Source organism: Cupriavidus sp. HY129 (assembly GCF_059492215.1).
The window spans coordinates 3290459-3311277 of record NZ_CP083254.1 but is presented as its reverse complement, the minus strand read 5'-3'; the positions used below and the strand labels follow the sequence as shown (position 1 = coordinate 3311277).

17 protein-coding genes, 6 tRNA genes and 3 rRNA genes are annotated in these 20819 nt (G+C 59.9%); 17 read left to right on the top strand and 9 right to left on the bottom strand.

From position 1 onward, the window contains the following. Window positions 1-20: 20 nt before the first annotated feature. From paaE to paaA, 5 genes are read right to left on the bottom strand one after another with little or no spacing between them, the layout of a single operon-like run. A complete protein-coding gene (gene paaE / locus K6G35_RS15235; RefSeq protein WP_008647107.1) occupies window positions 21-1106 on the bottom strand; it encodes a 1,2-phenylacetyl-CoA epoxidase subunit PaaE in 1086 nt (361 codons plus the stop codon). 12 nt (window positions 1107-1118) lie between these two features. Further along, the gene (paaD, locus tag K6G35_RS15230) at window positions 1119-1727 is read right to left on the bottom strand and encodes a 1,2-phenylacetyl-CoA epoxidase subunit PaaD (RefSeq protein ID WP_286882606.1); all 609 of its coding nucleotides are present in this window, start codon (window positions 1725-1727) and stop codon (window positions 1119-1121) included. A 16-nt stretch (window positions 1728-1743) separates the two neighbouring features. After that, window positions 1744-2601 (bottom strand): 1,2-phenylacetyl-CoA epoxidase subunit PaaC, encoded by an 858-nt coding sequence (gene paaC / locus K6G35_RS15225; protein WP_035884349.1) that lies wholly within the window; start codon window positions 2599-2601, stop codon window positions 1744-1746. Window positions 2602-2611: 10 nt separating this feature from the next. Then, the gene (paaB, locus tag K6G35_RS15220) at window positions 2612-2899 is read right to left on the bottom strand and encodes a 1,2-phenylacetyl-CoA epoxidase subunit PaaB (protein ID WP_008647104.1); all 288 of its coding nucleotides are present in this window, start codon (window positions 2897-2899) and stop codon (window positions 2612-2614) included. 19 nt (window positions 2900-2918) lie between these two features. After that, window positions 2919-3926, bottom strand: coding sequence for a 1,2-phenylacetyl-CoA epoxidase subunit PaaA (gene paaA / locus K6G35_RS15215; protein WP_035884348.1), 1008 nt, complete (start codon window positions 3924-3926; stop codon window positions 2919-2921). A gap of 217 nt (window positions 3927-4143) precedes the next feature. Here paaA and K6G35_RS15210 point away from each other — a divergent pair, with 217 nt between their 5' ends. Then, a complete protein-coding gene (locus tag K6G35_RS15210) occupies window positions 4144-4614 on the top strand; it encodes a universal stress protein (RefSeq protein WP_008647102.1) in 471 nt (156 codons plus the stop codon). Window positions 4615-4634: 20 nt separating this feature from the next. Here the strand turns inward: K6G35_RS15210 and K6G35_RS15205 are convergent, their stop codons facing one another. The 4 genes from K6G35_RS15205 to K6G35_RS15190 all read right to left on the bottom strand — a co-directional run bounded on the left by K6G35_RS15205 (window position 4635) and on the right by K6G35_RS15190 (window position 9222). Next, window positions 4635-4913: a DUF1488 family protein gene (locus tag K6G35_RS15205; RefSeq protein WP_008647095.1), complete on the bottom strand. Its 279-nt coding sequence runs from the start codon at window positions 4911-4913 to the stop codon at window positions 4635-4637. Window positions 4914-5027: 114 nt separating this feature from the next. Then, window positions 5028-7136: an FUSC family protein gene (locus K6G35_RS15200; protein WP_186425420.1), complete on the bottom strand. Its 2109-nt coding sequence runs from the start codon at window positions 7134-7136 to the stop codon at window positions 5028-5030. Window positions 7137-7512: 376 nt separating this feature from the next. Continuing rightward, a complete protein-coding gene (locus tag K6G35_RS15195; protein WP_008647092.1) occupies window positions 7513-8757 on the bottom strand; it encodes a nucleoside recognition domain-containing protein in 1245 nt (414 codons plus the stop codon). Window positions 8758-8835: 78 nt separating this feature from the next. Then, window positions 8836-9222 (bottom strand): DUF488 domain-containing protein, encoded by a 387-nt coding sequence (locus K6G35_RS15190; RefSeq protein ID WP_008647090.1) that lies wholly within the window; start codon window positions 9220-9222, stop codon window positions 8836-8838. A 626-nt stretch (window positions 9223-9848) separates the two neighbouring features. Here K6G35_RS15190 and K6G35_RS15185 point away from each other — a divergent pair. From K6G35_RS15185 to rplL, 16 genes are all read left to right on the top strand, one after another. After that, window positions 9849-11380: ribosomal RNA gene (locus K6G35_RS15185) — 16S ribosomal RNA — on the top strand. A 63-nt stretch (window positions 11381-11443) separates the two neighbouring features. Continuing rightward, a tRNA-Ile gene (locus K6G35_RS15180) sits at window positions 11444-11520 on the top strand. Window positions 11521-11531: 11 nt separating this feature from the next. After that, window positions 11532-11607: transfer RNA gene (locus K6G35_RS15175), tRNA-Ala, on the top strand. A 281-nt stretch (window positions 11608-11888) separates the two neighbouring features. After that, a 23S ribosomal RNA gene (locus K6G35_RS15170) occupies window positions 11889-14767 on the top strand. Window positions 14768-14885: 118 nt separating this feature from the next. Beyond that, window positions 14886-14999 (top strand): 5S ribosomal RNA (gene rrf / locus K6G35_RS15165). The 16S, 23S and 5S rRNA genes sit together here with 5 tRNA genes alongside, the layout of an rRNA operon. A gap of 299 nt (window positions 15000-15298) precedes the next feature. Continuing rightward, window positions 15299-15384: transfer RNA gene (locus tag K6G35_RS15160), tRNA-Tyr, on the top strand. Window positions 15385-15434: 50 nt separating this feature from the next. After that, window positions 15435-15508, top strand: a tRNA-Gly gene (locus K6G35_RS15155). A 37-nt stretch (window positions 15509-15545) separates the two neighbouring features. Then, a tRNA-Thr gene (locus K6G35_RS15150) sits at window positions 15546-15620 on the top strand. Between the two features lie 43 nt (window positions 15621-15663). Continuing rightward, complete coding sequence (tuf, locus tag K6G35_RS15145; RefSeq protein WP_008649202.1) at window positions 15664-16854, top strand: elongation factor Tu; 1191 nt, start codon at window positions 15664-15666, stop codon at window positions 16852-16854. Between the two features lie 84 nt (window positions 16855-16938). After that, window positions 16939-17014 (top strand) — tRNA-Trp (locus K6G35_RS15140). 59 nt (window positions 17015-17073) lie between these two features. Continuing rightward, the gene (gene secE, locus K6G35_RS15135) at window positions 17074-17454 is read left to right on the top strand and encodes a preprotein translocase subunit SecE (protein ID WP_008649200.1); all 381 of its coding nucleotides are present in this window, start codon (window positions 17074-17076) and stop codon (window positions 17452-17454) included. A gap of 10 nt (window positions 17455-17464) precedes the next feature. Further along, window positions 17465-18046 (top strand): transcription termination/antitermination protein NusG, encoded by a 582-nt coding sequence (nusG, locus tag K6G35_RS15130; RefSeq protein WP_008649197.1) that lies wholly within the window; start codon window positions 17465-17467, stop codon window positions 18044-18046. A 162-nt stretch (window positions 18047-18208) separates the two neighbouring features. Further along, complete coding sequence (gene rplK, locus K6G35_RS15125; protein WP_008649196.1) at window positions 18209-18640, top strand: 50S ribosomal protein L11; 432 nt, start codon at window positions 18209-18211, stop codon at window positions 18638-18640. Then, window positions 18641-19336 (top strand): 50S ribosomal protein L1, encoded by a 696-nt coding sequence (gene rplA / locus K6G35_RS15120; protein ID WP_008649195.1) that lies wholly within the window; start codon window positions 18641-18643, stop codon window positions 19334-19336. It abuts the gene before it with no gap. A gap of 398 nt (window positions 19337-19734) precedes the next feature. After that, window positions 19735-20256: a 50S ribosomal protein L10 gene (gene rplJ / locus K6G35_RS15115; protein ID WP_008649194.1), complete on the top strand. Its 522-nt coding sequence runs from the start codon at window positions 19735-19737 to the stop codon at window positions 20254-20256. 60 nt (window positions 20257-20316) lie between these two features. Beyond that, the gene (rplL, locus tag K6G35_RS15110; protein WP_008649193.1) at window positions 20317-20691 is read left to right on the top strand and encodes a 50S ribosomal protein L7/L12; all 375 of its coding nucleotides are present in this window, start codon (window positions 20317-20319) and stop codon (window positions 20689-20691) included. The last annotated feature ends 128 nt before the right edge of the window (window positions 20692-20819 follow it).

Here is a 20819-nt window from a genome sequence, read left to right as displayed (position 1 = left end):
TTCCACCATATGCGCGACGCCTAGCGCTCGTCGTAGCTGACCACCACGCGCGGCGTCACCGCCCGGGCCTGACAGGTCAGGACAAAGCCCTTTTCCATCTCCCACGGCTCGAGCGTGTAGTTCTTCTCCATTTCAACCTCGCCCTCGAGCACTTTTGCCCGGCAGGTGCAGCAGACCCCGCCCTTGCAGGCGTAGGGCAGGTCGAGGCCGGCCGCCAGCGCGGTGTCGAGCACTTTGGCATTGCCAAGCGGCAGGCGCATCTTGTGCTGCTTGCCGTCCAGCACCACCACCAGTTCGGCCGTGCCGGTCTGTCCTTCGAGCGAAACGGGTGTCTCGCGCCGTGGGCCGAGTGGCACGCCGAAGCGCTCGGCATGGATGCGGTGCGGGTCGAGGCCAGCTGCCTTGAGCGCCTCCTCCACCTCGTCGATCATCGACGCGGGGCCACACACGAACGCGGCGTCGATGTCGTCGATCGGAATCAGTGAGCCAAGGAACCGGCCCACGCGCTCGCGATCCAGGCGGCCATGCAGCAGATCGACCTCCTGCGGCTGCCGCGACAGCACGTGATAGAGCGTGAAGCGCGACAAATACTGATTCTTCAGGTCCTCGAGCGCTTCGGAGAAGATGATCGTGTCGACGCTGCGATTGCCGTAGACCAGCGTGAAGCGGCTGTTCGGTTCCATGGCAAGCGTGGTGCGGATCAGCGATAGCACCGGCGTGATGCCGCTGCCGGCGGCGAAGGCCACGTAATGACGCGACGTGGCCGGGTCCAGCGGTACATGGAAGCGTCCATCAGGTGTCATGACGTCTAGCGTCTGTCCGGCTTCGACGTTGTCGTGGACCCAGGTCGAAAACACACCATCGTCGACGAGCTTGACCGCCACGCGCAGTTCGCCGCTTTCAGCGTAGTCCTGCACGCCACTGCAGATCGAGTACGAACGGCGCACGTCGTTGCCGCCTACCGGCGCCTTCAACGTGAGGAACTGGCCTTGGGTGAACCGGTAGGCATCCCGCAGGGCGTCAGGCACATCGAATGCGATCGACACCGTATCGGACGTCTCGGGACGAACCTGCGCCACGCGCAGCGGATGGAACTGTGGGGTCATGGCCGGTGGGGGTCAGTAAGGTTTGAAATAGTCGAACGGCTCACGGCAGTCCAGGCAGCGGTAGAGCGCCTTGCACGCAGTGGACGCAAAGCGCGACAGCTCCTGCGTATGGGGGCTGCCGCAGCGCGGGCATGTCACGGCGTCTTCGGACTGGGCCCGTGGCACGAAGCGCAGCGGTTTGGCGTTATCCGGTGGGGCATCCGTGACGCAGTGCCCGGGCGGGGCGATGCCAAAGGCGCGCAGGCTGGCGCGGCCGGATTCGGTGATCCAGTCGGTGCTCCAGGCGGGCGCCAATACTGTGAGCACGCGCCAGGGGGCGACCCCGGCGGCCTCGAGCGCGCGGCCCGCGTCTTCTTCGATCTGCGACATCGCCGGGCAGCCCGAGTACGTCGGCGTGATCACAGCTTCCAGCGTCAGTCCATCGTCGCCCAGCCGTACGTCTCGCAGAATGCCGAGGTCGCGGATAGAAACGACCGGGATTTCGGGGTCTGGCACGGCCTCCAGTGCCGCGCGCGCGCAGGCGAGCCGATCGTCGGGTGTATCGGCCCTTTTCCCCGAAGGCGTCGAAAATGTCGGCGCGAACGGGGATGTGGTGGCATCACGGGCGGGGGTGTCGCGCATGGCTTCGATCCCTGGCTTACCACTGCGCGCCGGGATGGGCGCGCGCGAGGCCCTGCATCTCGGCCAGCAGATAGCCCATGTGTTCCGAGTGCACGCCCTGCTTGCCTGTCGAGAGGAACGCGGACTCGGCCGGCAGGCGCAACGTCGCCTCTTCGAGTGTGGCGCGTACCGTGGCGTCCCATGCATCGCGCAAGTCGGCGGTCAGCACGCCGATGCCTTGCTCTGCGGCTTCCCGCTCGATCGGATCGGCGGCGAAGCACTCGTTCATGTACGGCATCAGATGTTCGAGCGCGCGTTGCATCCGGAGGTGAGACGTTTCGGTGCCATCGCCAAGCCGCACGACCCAGCCGGCGGCATGGTGCAGGTGGTAGCGCGCTTCTTTTACCGACTTGGCGGCGATGGCGGCGAGCTCGGTGTCGCGGCTGCGCTCCAGCGCGGGCCACAACTCCACCATCAACGCGCCGAACAGGAAGTTGCGCATGATGGTGATGGCGTAGTCACGATCCGCGCGTGCAGTGCCGGCCAGCGGTCCGTGGTGCGGCAGTTCCAGCAGCGTCCAGTTGTGAAACTCGCGCTCGGCACGCCAGTAGGCGTAGTCGTCTTCATGCCGGGTGCGGCCGGTCAACTGGCCTTCGAGCACGCCGGCGTGGCTGTAGAGCAGCCGGGCCTGCCCGATCAGGTCGAGACTGATGTTGGTCAGCGCGATGTCTTCCTCTAGCGCCGGGCCGTGGCCACACCATTCGGCATTGCGCTGTCCCAGGATCAGCGCATTGTCGGCCAGGCGGAGCACATACTGCAGCGGCGCGGTGCGTGCGAGAGGAAGGCCGTCCAATGCGGCGTCGCCGTTGGCGGCGGCAGTGATGGATGAATTCATGTCGCCGGCCTTACATGTGGTTCACTTCTTCGGGCAACTGATAGAACGTCGGGTGGCGGTAGATCTTGTCGGCCGCCGGGTCGAACAACTCGCCCTTCTCGGCAGGCGCGCTGGCCGTAATCGCCGACGATGGCACCACCCAGATCGACACGCCTTCCTGCCGGCGCGTGTAGACGTCGCGTGCCATGAGCAGCGCCTGTTGCGCATCCGCGGCGTGCAGGCTGCCGCAGTGCTTGTGTTCCAGGCCCTGTTTGCTGCGGACGAAGACTTCCCACAGTGGCCATTCCTTTTGCGTCATGTCTGTCTCCTCTTGGCGTTCAGGCTGCTTTGGCGCCGGCTTTGCGATGTGCCTGTTTTTCGGCGTGGGCCAGTGCGGCTTCCCGTACCCAGGCGCCGTCGTCATGTGCCTTGACGCGTGTGGCCAGGCGCTCCCGGTTGCACGGGCCGTCGCCGTTGATCACGCGCCAGAACTCTTCCCAGTCGAGCGGGCTGTAGTCGTAGTGGCCGCGCTCGGCATTCCATACCAGGCCGGGATCGGGCAACGTCACGCCGAGCACTTTGGCCTGCTCGACGGTGGCGTCGACGAACTTCTGCCGCAGGTCATCGTTGGAAATGCGCTTGATGCCCCAGGCCATGGTCTGGGCGCTGTTGGTGGATGCGGAGTCGGGCGGGCCGAACATCATCAGCACCGGGAACCACCAGCGATTGACGGCGTCCTGCACCAGATCGCGCTGCGCTTCGGTGCCACGCATCATCGCCAGCAACGCGTCGTAGCCCTGGCGCTGGTGGAACGATTCTTCCTTGCAGATGCGGATCATGGCCCGCGCATACGGCCCGTATGAGCAGCGGCACAGCGGGATCTGATTCATGATCGCGGCGCCGTCGACCAGCCAACCGATGACGCCGACATCCGCCCAAGTCAGCGTCGGGTAGTTGAAGATCGACGAATACTTGGCGCGGCCCGCGTGCAGCGCATCGACGAGGTCGTCGCGCGAGGCATTGAGGGTTTCGGCCGCACTATATAGATAGAGTCCGTGGCCGCCTTCGTCCTGGACCTTGGCCAGCAGGATGGCTTTGCGCTTCAGCGACGGCGCGCGGCTGATCCAGTTGCCTTCGGGCAACATGCCGACGATTTCGGAATGCGCATGCTGCGAGATCTGGCGGACAAGGGTCTTGCGGTAGGCGTCCGGCATCCAGTCCATCGGCTCGATCTTGCCGTCCTCGGCAATGCGGGCATCGAACGCGGCCTGTTGATCGGCGAATTCCGGGGCGATGGGCGCCACTTGCGGTGCCTGGCCGGGCAGGTCGAGGCTCTGTGTGTACATCACGTCTCCTTGACGGGGCGTCTGCTGCGACGGGCCGACTCGTGATTTGTGATCTGGGTGCTTGGGTCGGTCGGGCTTGCTCACTATATATATAAACCGACCGGTCGGTCAATTTAAAAGACTATCCGATTGGCGAACGATTTCAGAATCACGCCGTCACGTGAGGCACGCGCCACGTGTAGTATGAAAATTCATCTCTTTACTGGAGGGCAATGCAATGGCGAGCAAGGCTTACAGCAAGATCGTGGTGGCGGTAGATGGAAGCAGCACCTCGGATCTGGCATTGCAGGAGGCGATTCGTGTGGCGGGGGGCAGCGGGGCGACGATTCTCGCGCTCTATGTCGTCGACAATGCCATGGTGCTGTTCGACGCCGGGTACTACGATCCGTCGCAGATCGAACGCGCTTTCGTGGAAAGCGGCACCCGAGCCCTCGAGGCCGCCAGCAAGTTGCTTGGCGATGCCGGGGTGAAGTTCGAGACGAAACTCGTCACGGAACCTGCCGTGGCCGGCGACATAGCTGGGTCGATCAACGCTGCGGCCAGTGAGTGGGGCGGCGATTTGCTCGTCATCGGTACACACGGCCGACGCGGCGTGCGCAGGCTCGTGCTCGGCAGCGTTGCCGAAGCCGTGATTCGTCAGTCGACCATGCCGGTCTTGCTGGTGCGCGGGACGTCGTCAGAGCAGTAACAAGCCAGGCGCGCGAACGTTCAGCCGGCGAAGCGGAAGTGTCCGCCACGCAGCATGATTTCGCGCGCTTCGGTCAGCTCAAACATGCTGTGCGCCAGTTGCTCGATGCGCGCGCGGTTGTTTGTGAAGGCGCGCACCAGATCCTCTTCGCGCGGGGAGCGCGCGCCGCAGTAGGCCTCAAGCGCCTCGGCCGTGACCGAATACTGCGAACGATTGCCGTTGACGGTGGCCGGGCAGGAGAGCGTCAGACTGGCGCCACAGTACGTCGGGTTGCTGTTCGGGAACGTGATATCGACCATGGCGCACCTCGTCTTGCCGGGAACGGGGAAACGGCGAATATCCTTTTAATATAGGTAACTGCAGCCGTCCGGCAACCCTGAGCGAGCCCGAATTTCTCCTTTTGGTCGATCGCATCAACTGGCGCGCAAGCTGCTCCGCCGGGAGCGGCTGCCGTGCTCGTGCGCTGCGGCCAGTGCGCTCATCTGGGCAACGGCTTGATGCGCGCTGTCGACATGGGCATTGGCGTACGCCGCTTGTTCGACCAGGAACTGCTCGAATGCCGTGGTGGCGAGTGGAGACGGTCCGATCCAGTCAGGCGCGGAGGGGGCTATCGCATCAATCCGCCCTGGTCGTGCCGCAACCTCCGCCAGTCGTACCTCAAGTGCCGATAGCAGGGCCTGAACCGCGGGACCCGGGGGTTGGTCGACACTTCCCGATTCCGCGCTGGCCCGAATCAGCCCGGCCAGAGAAGCCATGCGCCGCGCCGTGTCATGCAGCGACGTGTGGGCCGCCGTCAGATCGGAGGCGAGATCACCGGCGGACTGGGACAGCGTGGCTTCGGCGCGAGATGATGCACGGCCCGCCGCCACGCGCAGGGCCTCGAGCCGCAAATGGGACGGCGTGAGTGTGCGCGAGGCGCGGCTCGCCGCGCGCAGGTAGACGGCGTTGACCGCCAGCGCGTCAATGCTGTGGCGGAAGACCCGCGATAGCTCGGCACGCGGTGCCAGTATGTAGTAGCTAGCCAGTGCGATCAGACACCCGATCGCGGTATCGAGCCCTCGCATCGCTGCGACCTGGCTGCTGCTCGATGTGGGTTCACCGAGCCAGGAGAAGAGAATGACCGCTGGTGTGAGACAGAAGGCAAAGCCCCCGGGGTTGCCCGCCAGCCGCGCAGCATAGGCACCCGCCAGGAAGAGGGCGCTTAGTCCCAGCACCGGCGCGGGTGTTGGGTGCAACAGGCTGATCGCGCAGGCGAGCAGGGCACCGGCCAGAGATCCGGCAAATCGCAAGAACGAGATCTGGCGAGTCGTCTGCAGCCGCGGACTCAACACCATGATCACGGTGACGGCCACCCAGTAGCCGTGATCGACATGCCAGATCTGCGCGGGTAGAAGACTCAGGCCGCCGGCGAGCGCAAGGCGCACCGCGTGCCGGGTGACGCGAGTGTCGCGCGCGGCCAGATCCGCCAGCATGAGACCGAGACGATCGATCAGGCTGGCGAATCCGCTGTTTGGCCAGGAGAAGCCTTCGCGCCAGCGATCGAACGCAGGAAACTGCGCAAGCGCAGCCAGGGCCGATTGATATGCCGGAGGCGTGCTGGCATGGGTACGCCGGGCAGCCAGTTCACGCAGGTCCCGGAAGAGCATGGCCGTCAGAGCGGGAAGGTCCGGGCCGTGGCAGGACAGGGCTTGCAGAACCTGAGCGTGCATGTCGGTCAGCCGGCTAGCCGCGCAGGCCAGTGGCAACGCATGGCCGACGCCCAGCCTTTCGCGCAATTCGCCGGCAACAATCAACAGCGCGAATATCGCATCGCCGACCGCGATGGCGTAGGCGTAGTGCAGGAGCGCAACGGGATCGGCCAGGCCACGCCGGCTGACTAGCGCCTTGCGCGCCGTTTCGATGCAAAGGCGAATCTCCTGCTTGTGCGGTGTCATATCCAGCGAGCGCGCTCCTGCGAGCGCCACCGCGAATCTGCGCAGTGCGTCGTAGATAGCAATGATCTCAGTCCGTGGGCGTGTCTCGCGATCCGAGGGGATCAACACAAGACTGACCGCGCAGGCGAACAGGCCGCCGCGAAGAAAATCCAAGCCGGCCATCCAGGCATGAATGGAGGCGGATGGCCCTGACGCTGGCTGCAGGCACGCGGCGATCAAGACTACGTAGAGGAGCTTGAACCACAGCGCGGTGGCGGGACCGCGAACCTCCGACAAGCCGGCCACAAGACCCGCGGCCAGCACGAACGCCAGCGCTGCTAGCGGCGAGGCATGGAGGCTCGCGCCGATCACACTGACGGCTGCGCCACCAATCCCTACAGTTGCCAGTCCACGAATACGGGCGGCGGCGGTGCCGGGGCGATCGGCAAGGCAAGTCCAGATGGATGCCGTGGCCGACCAGATGTAGCCACTGTCCCCAGTCAGCCAGGCCGTACCGGCGAGCGTGAGAAATGACAAGGCGTAGATCGCGCCGCGCCGTAGAAAGGCGGCGTCAGGCCAGTAGCGGAGGTAGTGCAAGGCGGGGCGCATCGAGCAGGCGGGGGCGGCTGAGTGGTATCAGGGTCAGTACCGATACCACTGTACTTGCCCGCTTGCTGCATCGCAACAAATCTGATTTGAATCAGGGGTTGGTGCGCAAATCGTGCATTGTTGCACCGCAAGTGGGATGCGCGGTGCATGACGGTGCGTGCTCCATATTCCTCATATGGACAGAAGGAAACAGTCCAACTGATCCACGATTCCCCAAATTTTGGGCAAAAAAAACCCGCGCAGATGATGCGCGGGTTGGAATCCACCGAGGTGGTGGAGGAGACAGACTTCACTATACACGACTTGTTGCGTCGCACCAAGCGTCCTTTTGCGAGATGTTCGATGACCGCACAAGCTCGTTGTGGTCGTACAACGACTAGCGGAAAAGATAGGCAATCCAGACAGCCGCAACGAGTCCAACACCATCTGCAAACAGTGCGCAGGCTAGTGCGTGCCTTGTATTGCGCACATTGACGCTACCGAAGTACACCGCAAGCACATAGAAGGTGGTTTCCGTCGATCCCTGGATAATGGCTGCGAGCCGTGCCTGGAAGGAGTCGACGCCATAGGTTGTCATCACGTCGACCATTAGCCCCCTGGCACCAGCCCCGGAGAGGATCTTCATGAGACCAACGGGCAGGGCGGGCACGAAATCGGTATTCATGCCGAGCCACTGAAATACGCTCGTAAGCGCCTGCATCACCACATCCATACAGCCTGTGACACGAAACAGTCCGATGGCCACGAGGATGGCTACCAGGTAGGGAATGATCTGCACCGCCACGCCGAACCCTTCCTTGGCGCCATCGATAAACGCATCGTAGACATTGATGCGGCGCAGTGCTCCAGCGACCAGGAAGAGGGTGATCAGTGAAAGGATTAATCCACTGCCGGCCAGGGCGGTGAGCTTGCTGACTTGATCTGGTGGAGCATGTCGCAGCCAGAAGAACAGGGCGCCAAGCAGGCCGCCGATGAGGCCAAACGTGACCAGTACGGCGGGTTTGAGCAGGTTGAGCCGTTGAACCCAAGCCACTGCCAGCAAACCGGCCAGGCAAGACACCGCCGTGGCAAGCAGCGTCGGCAGAAAAATATCCGCGGCATTGAAGCCAACCAATCCCTGCTTCACAGCCATGGCCTGCCGGATGGCGATCACCGACGTCGGAATCAGCGTCAGCCCCGCCGTGTTCAGCACAATGAACATGATCTGGGCATTGGTGGCGGTGCCAGGCTGGCGATTTAGCGATTGGAGCTCGCGCATCGCATTGAGCCCAAGTGGAGTGGCGGCGTTATCGAGCCCCAGCATATTGGCGGAGATATTCATCATCATCGCGCCTTGCGCCGGATGGCCCTGCGGCACGCCGGGGAAGAAGTGGCGCAATAGTGGATTCACCAGTCGGGCGAACATATCCACGGCGCCGGCGCGCTCGCCGACGCGCATGATGCCAATCCACAGGCTCATCACTCCGGCCAACCCAAGCGAAATCTCGAAGGCAGTGCGCGCGCTGTCGAACAGGCTAGCCAGCATGGCGGGAAACACCGCGGTGTCGCCGCCAATCAACCGCACACATGCGGCAACGAAAGAAACGAGAAAGAATCCGAGCCAGACGAGGTTCAGTGCCATCGGCGAGAAAAGTGGCAGTAAGAAGGCTTCGCCGTTCCACCGGCGAAGCTTCGCATCATAGCCCGACGCCGATCAGACTTAGGCGATATCGGCGCCACGCTTAGCCAGCAGGTCTCGAAGGATCGACCTGTGGCAATGGGCTTCGTTCTCGCAATAGCAGCCGAGTGAGAAATTGGTCTGATGGGATAGCGCCGCCAGCAGATCCAAGGTGCGACTCGCGTCCGGTTCGGCCATCTGCGACCGGAAATGCCTGTCGAATGCGCGCCAGGCCTTGTCGTCTGCCGCTGCTTGCGCTTCCGCGACCAGATCGGCGGAGGGTGAAAGTACCGGGTACCACACATCGTAATAGTCCCTGCTGGCGAACTCCGCCTTGGGGACACCTCGTGGTGGCCGCCTCACGGTACCGATGCGCAGGCCTTCATCCGCTGCGCGGGGTGTGCCAAGCCTGACGATACGAATGCTCATCTAGTTGTCCCCACTTTCGCCGGAATCCCCTACCGGGGAGTCTGGCGCCAGAACCCATGGTGTCACATGCCTCTATATATATGATGCATTCACCGTTGGGCCGACGATTATGGCGATGGCCAATCAGGCCTTGAAAGGGCCTTTTTAGATATTTTCAGAAAGTGCTTGCCAACCCTGTGGGTGTCCCGTACTATTCGCCCCCTCGCAACACGAAACGCACTGCAAACGCAGTAGCGACAAGGGTTGCGGGGCGGCAGTGGGTTGGAGTTGCGGAGGAATGCAGCGCTGACCGGCAGAAAAAAGTTCTGCAAAAACTGTTGACGAAACGCTGAATGCTCTGCATAATCTCATTTCTCCGCTGCAACGAAATGACGGCAACGTCAGCGAGGCAGCGACAGCGAACCGGCAAAGCCGGGCGCTGAGGTTCTTTAACAATCAAACAACCGATAAGTGTGGGCGCTTGATGGCGAACGCCACGGTGACTTCGGTCGCTGTGATGCTTCAAAAGTTATCAGTGCTCGCACAGTAAAACATGTTGGTTGGGTTCTTCGGAGCCTGGCCAGTCAGTTTTCTGAGAGTGAGCGACCGCTCGAAAGAGCGAGGTGCTTCGGCACCACACAGAGATTGAACTGAAGAGTTTGATCCTGGCTCAGATTGAACGCTGGCGGCATGCCTTACACATGCAAGTCGAACGGCAGCGCGGACTTCGGTCTGGCGGCGAGTGGCGAACGGGTGAGTAATACATCGGAACGTACCCTGTTGTGGGGGATAACTAGTCGAAAGATTAGCTAATACCGCATACGACCTGAGGGTGAAAGTGGGGGACCGCAAGGCCTCACGCAGCAGGAGCGGCCGATGTCTGATTAGCTAGTTGGTGGGGTAAAGGCCCACCAAGGCGACGATCAGTAGCTGGTCTGAGAGGACGATCAGCCACACTGGGACTGAGACACGGCCCAGACTCCTACGGGAGGCAGCAGTGGGGAATTTTGGACAATGGGGGCAACCCTGATCCAGCAATGCCGCGTGTGTGAAGAAGGCCTTCGGGTTGTAAAGCACTTTTGTCCGGAAAGAAATCGCGCTGGTTAATACCTGGCGTGGATGACGGTACCGGAAGAATAAGCACCGGCTAACTACGTGCCAGCAGCCGCGGTAATACGTAGGGTGCGAGCGTTAATCGGAATTACTGGGCGTAAAGCGTGCGCAGGCGGTTTTGTAAGACAGGCGTGAAATCCCCGGGCTTAACCTGGGAATTGCGCTTGTGACTGCAAGGCTAGAGTGCGTCAGAGGGGGGTAGAATTCCACGTGTAGCAGTGAAATGCGTAGAGATGTGGAGGAATACCGATGGCGAAGGCAGCCCCCTGGGACGTGACTGACGCTCATGCACGAAAGCGTGGGGAGCAAACAGGATTAGATACCCTGGTAGTCCACGCCCTAAACGATGTCAACTAGTTGTTGGGGATTCATTTTCTCAGTAACGTAGCTAACGCGTGAAGTTGACCGCCTGGGGAGTACGGTCGCAAGATTAAAACTCAAAGGAATTGACGGGGACCCGCACAAGCGGTGGATGATGTGGATTAATTCGATGCAACGCGAAAAACCTTACCTACCCTTGACATGCCACTAACGAAGCAGAGATGCATTAGGTGCCCGAAAGGGAAAGTGGACACAGGTGCTGCATGGCTGTCGTCAGCTCGTGTCGTGAGATGTTGGGTTAAGTCCCGCAACGAGCGCAACCCTTGTCTCTAGTTGCTACGCAAGAGCACTCTAGAGAGACTGCCGGTGACAAACCGGAGGAAGGTGGGGATGACGTCAAGTCCTCATGGCCCTTATGGGTAGGGCTTCACACGTCATACAATGGTGCGTACAGAGGGTTGCCAACCCGCGAGGGGGAGCTAATCCCAGAAAACGCATCGTAGTCCGGATCGTAGTCTGCAACTCGACTACGTGAAGCTGGAATCGCTAGTAATCGCGGATCAGCATGCCGCGGTGAATACGTTCCCGGGTCTTGTACACACCGCCCGTCACACCATGGGAGTGGGTTTTGCCAGAAGTAGTTAGCCTAACCGCAAGGAGGGCGATTACCACGGCAGGGTTCATGACTGGGGTGAAGTCGTAACAAGGTAGCCGTATCGGAAGGTGCGGCTGGATCACCTCCTTTCTAGAGGCTTGTGTTCACAAGTCAAGCGTTCACACTTATCGGTTTGTTTGCTGTTACAGCCAAGGGTCTGTAGCTCAGGTGGTTAGAGCACCGTCTTGATAAGGCGGGGGTCGTAGGTTCAAGTCCTACCAGACCCACCAAGTTATCGCGCGGGGGATTAGCTCAGCTGGGAGAGCACCTGCTTTGCAAGCAGGGGGTCGTCGGTTCGATCCCGTCATCCTCCACCAGTACCTTGGGGTTGTAGTCAAAGACAAGAATTCAGGCGGGTGCCTGAGTGTTTGTCTTTGGCTGTTGCCAACAGGCGTCAAGCCTGGCTGTTCTTTAACAATATGGGATGTAGTAAAGGTGTCGCGAGCGTTGATGAGACGCTGTAGTACAAACGCGATACCGGGTTGTGATTGTATCAACCAAAATGTATTTAAAGTGATCGAAAGATGACTTGGAATACGGCACAAACGCGAGAACTCAGACCTATGACGGTCGTGTCCTAGAGACACACTCGTTATAGGGTCAAGCGAACAAGTGCATGTGGTGGATGCCTTGGCGATTACAGGCGATGAAGGACGCGGTAGCCTGCGAAAAGCTTCGGGGAGCTGGCAAACGAGCTTTGATCCGGAGATGTCCGAATGGGGAAACCCGGCCCGAATGGGTCATCCCTGACTGAATACATAGGTCAGGGAAGCGAACGCGGCGAACTGAAACATCTAAGTAGCTGCAGGAACAGAAATCAACCGAGATTCCCAAAGTAGTGGCGAACGAAATGGGAAGAGCCTTGTACTCTTTAGCAGCATTGTTAGCAGAACGGGATGGAAAGCCCGGCCATAGCAGGTGATAGCCCTGTATGCGAAAACAGCGTTGTGGAACTAGGTGTACGACAAGTAGGGCGGGACACGTGAAATCCTGTCTGAAGATGGGGGGACCATCCTCCAAGGCTAAATACTCGTAATCGACCGATAGTGAACCAGTACCGTGAGGGAAAGGCGAAAAGAACCCCGGGAGGGGAGTGAAATAGATCCTGAAACCGCATGCATACAAACAGTCGGAGCCTGGAAACGGGTGACGGCGTACCTTTTGTATAATGGGTCAGCGACTTACATTCAGTGGCAAGCTTAACCGATTAGGGAAGGCGTAGCGAAAGCGAGTCCGAATAGGGCGTTGAGTCGCTGGGTGTAGACCCGAAACCAGATGATCTATCCATGGCCAGGTTGAAGGTGCGGTAACACGTACTGGAGGACCGAACCCACTAACGTTGAAAAGTTAGGGGATGAGCTGTGGATAGGGGTGAAAGGCTAAACAAATCTGGAAATAGCTGGTTCTCTCCGAAAACTATTTAGGTAGTGCCTCGTGTCTCACCTTCGGGGGTAGAGCACTGTCATGGTTGGGGGGTCTATTGCTGATTACCCCGCCATAGCAAACTCCGAATACCGAAGAGTGCAATCACGGGAGACAGACATCGGGTGCTAACGTCCGGTGTCAAGAGGGAAACAACCCAGACCGCCAGCTAAGGTCCCAAAGATTGGCTAAGTGGGAAACGAAGTGGGAAGGCTAAAACAGTCAGGAGGTTGGCTTAGAAGCAGCCACCCTTTAAAGAAAGCGTAATAGCTCACTGATCGAGTCGTCCTGCGCGGAAGATGTAACGGGGCTAAGCCAGTCACCGAAGCTGCGGACGCACGCAAGTGCGTGGTAGGAGAGCGTTCTGTAAGCCTGTGAAGGTGTCTTGTAAAGGATGCTGGAGGTATCAGAAGTGCGAATGCTGACATGAGTAGCGATAAAGGGGGTGAAAGGCCCCCTCGCCGTAAGCCCAAGGTTTCCTACGCAACGTTCATCGGCGTAGGGTGAGTCGGCCCCTAAGGCGAGGCAGAGATGCGTAGCTGATGGGAAGCAGGTTAATATTCCTGCACCGTCGTATGATGCGATGGGGGGACGGATCGCGGAAGGTTGTCCGGGTGTTGGAAGTCCCGGTCCCTGCATTGGAGAAGGCGCTTAGGCAAATCCGGGCGCGGAATTCAAGGATGTGGGGCGAGCGGCCTAGTGCTGCGAAGCAATTGGAAGTGGTTCCAAGAAAAGCCTCTAAGCTTCAGTCATACGAGACCGTACCGCAAACCGACACAGGTGGGCGAGATGAGTATTCTAAGGCGCTTGAGAGAACTCGGGAGAAGGAACTCGGCAAATTGGTACCGTAACTTCGGGATAAGGTACGCCCTTGTAGCTTGACTGGCCTGCGCCAGGAGGGTGAAGGGGTTGCAATAAAATGGTGGCTGCGACTGTTTAATAAAAACACAGCACTCTGCAAACACGAAAGTGGACGTATAGGGTGTGACGCCTGCCCGGTGCCGGAAGATTAAATGATGGGGTGCAAGCTCTTGATTGAAGTCCCGGTAAACGGCGGCCGTAACTATAACGGTCCTAAGGTAGCGAAATTCCTTGTCGGGTAAGTTCCGACCTGCACGAATGGCGTAACGATGGCCACACTGTCTCCTCCCGAGACTCAGCGAAGTTGAAGTGTTTGTGATGATGCAATCTCCCCGCGGCTAGACGGAAAGACCCCATGAACCTTTACTGTAGCTTTGCATTGGACTTTGAACCGATCTGTGTAGGATAGGTGGGAGGCTTTGAAGCGTGGACGCTAGTTCACGTGGAGCCGTCCTTGAAATACCACCCTGGTTTGTTTGAGGTTCTAACCTTGGCCCGTGAATCCGGGTCGGGGACAGTGCATGGTAGGCAGTTTGACTGGGGCGGTCTCCTCCCAAAGTGTAACGGAGGAGTTCGAAGGTACGCTTGGTACGGTCGGACATCGTACCTAAAGTGCAATGGCAAAAGCGTGCTTAACTGCGAGACTGACAAGTCGAGCAGGTGCGAAAGCAGGACATAGTGATCCGGTGGTTCTGAATGGAAGGGCCATCGCTCAACGGATAAAAGGTACTCTGGGGATAACAGGCTGATACCGCCCAAGAGTTCATATCGACGGCGGTGTTTGGCACCTCGATGTCGGCTCATCTCATCCTGGGGCTGTAGCCGGTCCCAAGGGTATGGCTGTTCGCCATTTAAAGAGGTACGTGAGCTGGGTTTAAAACGTCGTGAGACAGTTTGGTCCCTATCTGCCGTGGGCGTTGGAATCTTGACGGGGGCTGCTCCTAGTACGAGAGGACCGGAGTGGACGTACCGCTGGTGTACCTGTTGTCTCGCCAGAGGCATCGCAGGGTAGCTATGTACGGAAGAGATAACCGCTGAAAGCATCTAAGCGGGAAACTCGCCTGAAGATGAGGATTCCCTGGAGGCTTGACCTCCTTGAAGGGTCGTTCGAGACCAGGACGTTGATAGGCTGGGTGTGGAAGCGCAGTAATGCGTTAAGCTAACCAGTACTAATTGCCCGTAAGGCTTGATCCTATAACCAGTGTGTTTTACCTGGTGAGTGCGCCTTGTGCCCAGGTGTGCAACACAACCCAATCTTTACTACACCCAGATTCGCCGCGCTGACCTCGGGTCAGCCCGGCAACCCCTCATGCCTGGTGACCATAGCAAGTTGGAACCACTCCTTCCCATCCCGAACAGGACCGTGAAACGACTTCGCGCCGATGATAGTGCGGACTACCCGTGTGAAAGTAGGTCATCGCCAGGCTCTTATACCCAAAACCCCCAGCCCTATAAGCTGGGGGTTTTGCTTTTATGCCGCGCGATTTGAGTGCAGGCCGTAAAAGCTCTGAAATCAGGCTTTAGCAGCCCAAAACTGGCTGCCGAGGCGGCTCTCCGAGACCCCTATAGGGTGAGAGCGTCGATTTCAGATCGATGATTCTGGTTCCTCTGGAGCCGCCGCAAACGGATCTTCAGTGGGCCTCCTGGCAATCCGCAAAGTCGCTGACCGCAATGGAAAGTGCTTGACAGCCAAGGTAGGTTGCACCATAATCACAAGTTCTCTGCGGAGAGGTGCCCGAGTGGCTAAAGGGGGCAGACTGTAAATCTGTTGGCTTACGCCTACGCTGGTTCGAATCCAGCCCTCTCCACCAGAATGCAAGGCAGCAACCAGGCGAAAGCCGGTGAAGCAGGAAGTAACCGGGCGGGTGTAGCTCAATGGTAGAGCAGAAGCCTTCCAAGCTTACGACGAGGGTTCGATTCCCTTCACCCGCTCCAGCCTACCGGTTGCCGCCAGAGAAGTAAGTCAAGTTTCGCCCATGTGGCTCAGTGGTAGAGCACTCCCTTGGTAAGGGAGAGGTCGGCAGTTCGATCCTGCCCATGGGCACCATCAATCCCGCACTGGCAATTGCTACCGAGACAGGAGTCGCGAAATGGCAAAGGAAAAGTTCGAGCGGACCAAGCCGCACGTGAACGTAGGTACGATTGGTCACGTTGACCACGGCAAGACGACGCTGACGGCAGCGATTGCCACGGTGCTGGCAGCCAAGTTCGGTGGCGCAGCCAAGAAGTACGACGAAATCGACGCAGCGCCGGAAGAGAAGGCACGCGGCATCACGATCAACACCGCGCACGTGGAATACGAGACGGCCAACCGTCACTACGCCCACGTTGACTGCCCGGGCCACGCTGACTATGTGAAGAACATGATCACGGGCGCTGCGCAGATGGACGGCGCGATTCTGGTGTGCTCGGCCGCTGACGGCCCGATGCCGCAGACGCGTGAGCACATCCTGCTGGCCCGTCAGGTTGGCGTGCCGTACATCATCGTGTTCCTGAACAAGTGCGACATGGTGGACGACGCCGAGCTGCTCGAGCTGGTGGAAATGGAAGTGCGCGAGCTGCTGTCGAAGTACGAATTCCCGGGCGACGACACGCCGATCATCAAGGGTTCGGCCAAGCTGGCGCTGGAAGGCGACAAGGGCGAACTGGGTGAAGTGGCAATCATGAACCTGGCCGACGCGCTGGACACGTACATCCCGACGCCGGAGCGCGCTGTGGACGGTACGTTCCTGATGCCGGTGGAAGACGTGTTCTCGATCTCGGGCCGCGGTACCGTGGTGACCGGTCGTATCGAGCGTGGCGTGATCAAGGTCGGTGAAGAAATCGAAATCGTGGGTATCCGCCCGACGGTGAAGACGATCTGCACGGGCGTGGAAATGTTCCGCAAGCTGCTGGATCAAGGCCAGGCTGGTGACAACGTTGGTCTGCTGCTGCGCGGCACGAAGCGCGAAGACGTGGAGCGTGGTCAAGTTCTGTGCAAGCCGGGCTCGATCAAGCCGCACACGCACTTCACGGGTGAGGTGTACATTCTGTCGAAGGACGAAGGTGGTCGTCACACGCCGTTCTTCAACAACTACCGCCCGCAGTTCTATTTCCGTACGACCGACGTGACTGGCTCGATCGAGCTGCCGAAGGACAAGGAAATGGTCATGCCGGGTGACAACGTGTCGATCACCGTCAAGCTGATCGCCCCGATCGCCATGGAAGAAGGTCTGCGCTTCGCTATCCGCGAAGGTGGCCGTACCGTCGGCGCCGGCGTTGTGGCAAAGATCCTCGACTAAGTATTAGTCGAACTGGCGAACGCGGCATCAACCGGCCGCGTTCGTTTGCCAGAGGGGTTGGCAATGCCAACCCAAAGTTGTTCTAGGGGTATAGCTCAACTGGCAGAGCGTCGGTCTCCAAAACCGAAGGTTGGGGGTTCGATTCCCTCTGCCCCTGCCAAATCAATCAGCCGCGTCGCGAGGGGTAATCGTGACGCGGCTTAGTCTCGTTTGCGAAACATGGCCAATCCCAATGTCGAAACCGTAGGCGCCTCGAGCGGCAAGTGGCTGCTCGGCGTGGCGGTGCTCCTGGTGGTTGCCGGGGTCATCGGCTTCTACGCGCTCGCGCAGCAGCCCTCGTATGTACGAGGTGCCGCGCTGTTCGCCGGTATCGCAGCTGGCGTGGTTGTCGCGCTGCTGTCGGCACCGGGCAAGGACTTCGTGGGATTCGCCCGTGAATCGTATCGGGAAGTTCGCAAGGTCGTCTGGCCGACGCGCAAGGAAGCCGGTCAGATGACCGGCCTTGTGTTCGTCTTCGTCGTCATCATGGCGCTGTTCCTGTGGTCGGCTGACAAGCTCATCGAGTGGGTGATTTTCTCCCTCGTGCTGGGCTGGAAATAAGAGGTAGCACATGACTGATAACGCTCAGCAGGAAACCACCGCCGCGGAATCGCCTTCGTCGAAGAAGCGCTGGTATGTGGTGCACGCCTACTCCGGTATGGAGAAGAGTGTGCAGCGCGCGCTGCAGGAGCGCATCGAGCGCGCCGAGATGCAGGACAAGTTTGGCCGCATCTTGGTGCCTTCGGAAGAAGTCGTCGAGATCAAGGGCGGCCACAAATCTGTGACCGAGCGTCGTTTCTTCCCTGGCTATGTGCTGGTGGAAATGGAAATGACCGACGAGACCTGGCACCTGGTGAAGAACACCAGCAAGGTGACTGGCTTCGTTGGCGGTGCGCGTAATCGCCCGAGCCCGATTTCCCAGCGGGAAGTCGACAAGATCATGACCCAGATGCAGGAAGGGGTCGAGAAGCCGCGTCCCAAGACGCTGTTCGAAGTGGGCGAAATGGTCCGTGTCAAGGACGGCCCGTTCACTGACTTCAACGGCAACGTCGAGGAAGTGAACTACGAAAAGTCGCGCCTGCGCGTGACGGTCACGATCTTCGGACGCGCAACGCCGGTCGAACTCGAGTTCGGCCAGGTCGAGAAGGTTTAAGCATTTTTGGCTGCTGGCGTCGCAAGACAGGCAGCAGCCAGGATAGGGTGCCCGCAAGGTGTGCCCAAGAGGAGCGTGAGGTTGTGCCGATTGGCATGGCGATAGCGCGTTACGACTCAACAGGATCTGATTCCAAAGGAACGGATCCGGATTGGAGTAAAGATGGCCAAGAAGATTATTGGCTTTATCAAGCTGCAAATCCCGGCTGGTAAAGCAAATCCCTCCCCGCCCGTTGGTCCCGCACTGGGTCAGCGTGGTCTGAACATCATGGAGTTCTGCAAGGCGTTCAACGCGCAGACTCAGGGCATGGAACCTGGTCTGCCGGTGCCGGTGGTGATTACCGCCTACGCCGACAAGAGCTTCACCTTCGTGATGAAGTCGCCGCCGGCGACCGTGCTGATCAAGAAGGCAGCAGGCATCACCAAGGGTTCGGCGAAGCCCCATACCGACAAGGTTGGCAAGATCACCCGCGCCCAGGCTGAAGAAATCGCCAAGGCCAAGAACGCTGACCTCACCGCTGCTGACCTCGACGCCGCCGTGCGTACGATCGCTGGTTCGGCGCGTTCGATGGGCATCACCGTGGAGGGTCTGTAAATGGCTAAGGTTTCCAAGCGCGTCGCCGCCAACAAGGCGAAGATCGAGCGTACCAAGTTCTACCCGATCGACGAGGCTCTGAGCCTGGTCAAGAGCTGCGCTTCGGCAAAGTTCGACGAGTCGATCGACGTGGCCGTGCAACTGGGCATCGACGCCAAGAAGTCGGACCAGGTCGTGCGTGGTTCCGTGGTGCTGCCGGCTGGTACCGGCAAGTCGGTTCGCGTTGCCGTGTTCGCCCAGGGCGAGAAGGCTGAAGCCGCCAAGGCCGCCGGTGCTGACGTGGTCGGCATGGAAGACCTGGCCGAGCAAGTCAAGGCCGGTAACCTGAACTTCGATATCGTGATCGCTTCGCCGGACACGATGCGTATCGTTGGTACGCTGGGTCAGATCCTCGGCCCGCGTGGCCTGATGCCGAACCCGAAGGTTGGCACCGTGACGCCGGACGTAGCCCAGGCCGTGAAGAACGCCAAGGCTGGTCAGGTTCAGTTCCGTGTCGACAAGGCCGGTATCATCCACGCCACCATCGGTCGTCGCTCGTTCGAAGACACCGCGCTGAAGAGCAATCTGAGCGCCCTGCTGGAAGCCCTGGTCAAGGCCAAGCCGGCTACGAGCAAGGGTGTCTACCTGCGCAAGATCGCCGTGTCGTCCACGATGGGCGTTGGCGTTCGCGTCGAACAGACCTCGCTGTCAGCCTGAGCTGACGGCAATCACCTGACCGGAACCCGATAACACCGGTCAGGGCAGGAATTGAAGATCTCGGCATGGCCGGGATCGTCTCCGGAGCCGAGGGGCGAAGGAGTATGGCTTTGGGCAGTGGCGCCCGTTGCGCGGAAAGCGCGGCAGGTGCTGCTGGTTATCAAAGACCGCTGGTGTTCACACTGCAGCGTTTCCGCAGCGTGGACTTAATCGGTCGGTACTTGCGGGGCACGCACGCCCCGATGTGAGCCGGCCCGCCAGCGCAGATGGCGCACCCGAAGGGATTGATGAAGCTGGGCATGACCCGGCCGATTCGGGCCAATCGGACGCCGTTCGTTTGGACTGATGTGTCTGTACCAGGTCCGCCTGGTGTATTCGCATCGTTTTGGAGCTTAACCGTGCCACTCAATATTGAAGATAAGAAGGCCGTCGTAGCTGAGGTTTCGGCGCAAGTCGCCAAGGCTCAGACCATCGTCGTGGCCGAATATCGCGGCATCACGGTTGGCGATCTGACCAAGCTGCGTGCTACCGCTCGTACGCAAGGCGTGTACCTGCGTGTTCTGAAGAACACGCTGGCCCGCCGTGCCGTCGAAGGTACGCCGTTTGCAGGCCTCGCAGAGCAAATGACCGGTCCGCTGATCTACGGTATTTCCGAAGATGCAGTGTCGTCGGCCAAGGTTCTGAACGACTTTGCCAAGACCAACGACAAGCTGGTCCTGCGCGCAGGGTCGTACAACGGCAACGTTCTCGATGCTGGCGCCGTCAAGGCCCTGGCTTCGATCCCGAGCCGTGACGAACTGATCGCTCAGCTGCTTGGCGTGATGCAGGCGCCGGTGTCGGGCTTTGCCCGCCTGCTGGCTGCAGTTGCTGCCAAGAAGGCAGAAGGTGCTCCCGCGGAAGCGGAAGCCCCGGCCGCCTGAGCCGTCGCATAGACAGATCGCATTACCGATCCCGAATCAAATCTAGTAGGAGTAATCCAAATGGCAATCACTAAAGACGACATCCTGGAAGCCGTTGGCGCGATGTCCGTGATGGAACTGAACGACCTGGTCAAGGCGTTCGAAGAGAAGTTTGGCGTGTCGGCTGCTGCCATGGCTGTGGCTGCTGCCCCGGGCGCTGGCGGTGCTGCCGCTGCTGAAGAAAAGACCGAGTTCAACGTGATTCTGGCCGAAGTCGGCTCGAACAAGGTTGGCGTGATCAAGGCCGTGCGCGAAATCACCGGTCTGGGTCTGAAGGAAGCCAAGGACCTGGTCGATGGCGCACCGAAGCCCGTCAAGGAAGGCGTGGACAAGGCTACCGCCGACGACGCGAAGAAGAAGCTGGAAGACGCTGGCGCCAAGGTCGACGTCAAGTAAGTGGTACCACGCGTGCCCCCGGGCACGCGGATGGGGCTGGCAAAGGGAAATTCCCGGCGCCAGCCTTTTTGCGCTTCTGTGGGGTGTGTTGAATGATTCACCCAAACGGCGCAAAGGCGAGCGAAATA

What these genes read in the sequence shown, in the direction of transcription:
- paaE (WP_008647107.1), bottom strand. Translation starts at nt 1,106, where the DNA reads ATGACCCCACAGTTCCATCCGCTGCGCGTGGCGCAGGTTCGTCCCGAG.
- paaD (WP_286882606.1), bottom strand. Translation starts at nt 1,727, where the DNA reads ATGCGCGACACCCCCGCCCGTGATGCCACCACATCCCCGTTCGCGCCG.
- paaC (WP_035884349.1), bottom strand. Translation starts at nt 2,601, where the DNA reads ATGAATTCATCCATCACTGCCGCCGCCAACGGCGACGCCGCATTGGAC.
- paaB (WP_008647104.1), bottom strand. Translation starts at nt 2,899, where the DNA reads ATGACGCAAAAGGAATGGCCACTGTGGGAAGTCTTCGTCCGCAGCAAA.
- paaA (WP_035884348.1), bottom strand. Translation starts at nt 3,926, where the DNA reads ATGTACACACAGAGCCTCGACCTGCCCGGCCAGGCACCGCAAGTGGCG.
- K6G35_RS15210 (WP_008647102.1), top strand. Translation starts at nt 4,144, where the DNA reads ATGGCGAGCAAGGCTTACAGCAAGATCGTGGTGGCGGTAGATGGAAGC.
- K6G35_RS15205 (WP_008647095.1), bottom strand. Translation starts at nt 4,913, where the DNA reads ATGGTCGATATCACGTTCCCGAACAGCAACCCGACGTACTGTGGCGCC.
- K6G35_RS15200 (WP_186425420.1), bottom strand. Translation starts at nt 7,136, where the DNA reads ATGCGCCCCGCCTTGCACTACCTCCGCTACTGGCCTGACGCCGCCTTT.
- K6G35_RS15195 (WP_008647092.1), bottom strand. Translation starts at nt 8,757, where the DNA reads ATGGCACTGAACCTCGTCTGGCTCGGATTCTTTCTCGTTTCTTTCGTT.
- K6G35_RS15190 (WP_008647090.1), bottom strand. Translation starts at nt 9,222, where the DNA reads ATGAGCATTCGTATCGTCAGGCTTGGCACACCCCGCGCAGCGGATGAA.
- tuf (WP_008649202.1), top strand. Translation starts at nt 15,664, where the DNA reads ATGGCAAAGGAAAAGTTCGAGCGGACCAAGCCGCACGTGAACGTAGGT.
- secE (WP_008649200.1), top strand. Translation starts at nt 17,074, where the DNA reads ATGGCCAATCCCAATGTCGAAACCGTAGGCGCCTCGAGCGGCAAGTGG.
- nusG (WP_008649197.1), top strand. Translation starts at nt 17,465, where the DNA reads ATGACTGATAACGCTCAGCAGGAAACCACCGCCGCGGAATCGCCTTCG.
- rplK (WP_008649196.1), top strand. Translation starts at nt 18,209, where the DNA reads ATGGCCAAGAAGATTATTGGCTTTATCAAGCTGCAAATCCCGGCTGGT.
- rplA (WP_008649195.1), top strand. Translation starts at nt 18,641, where the DNA reads ATGGCTAAGGTTTCCAAGCGCGTCGCCGCCAACAAGGCGAAGATCGAG.
- rplL (WP_008649193.1), top strand. Translation starts at nt 20,317, where the DNA reads ATGGCAATCACTAAAGACGACATCCTGGAAGCCGTTGGCGCGATGTCC.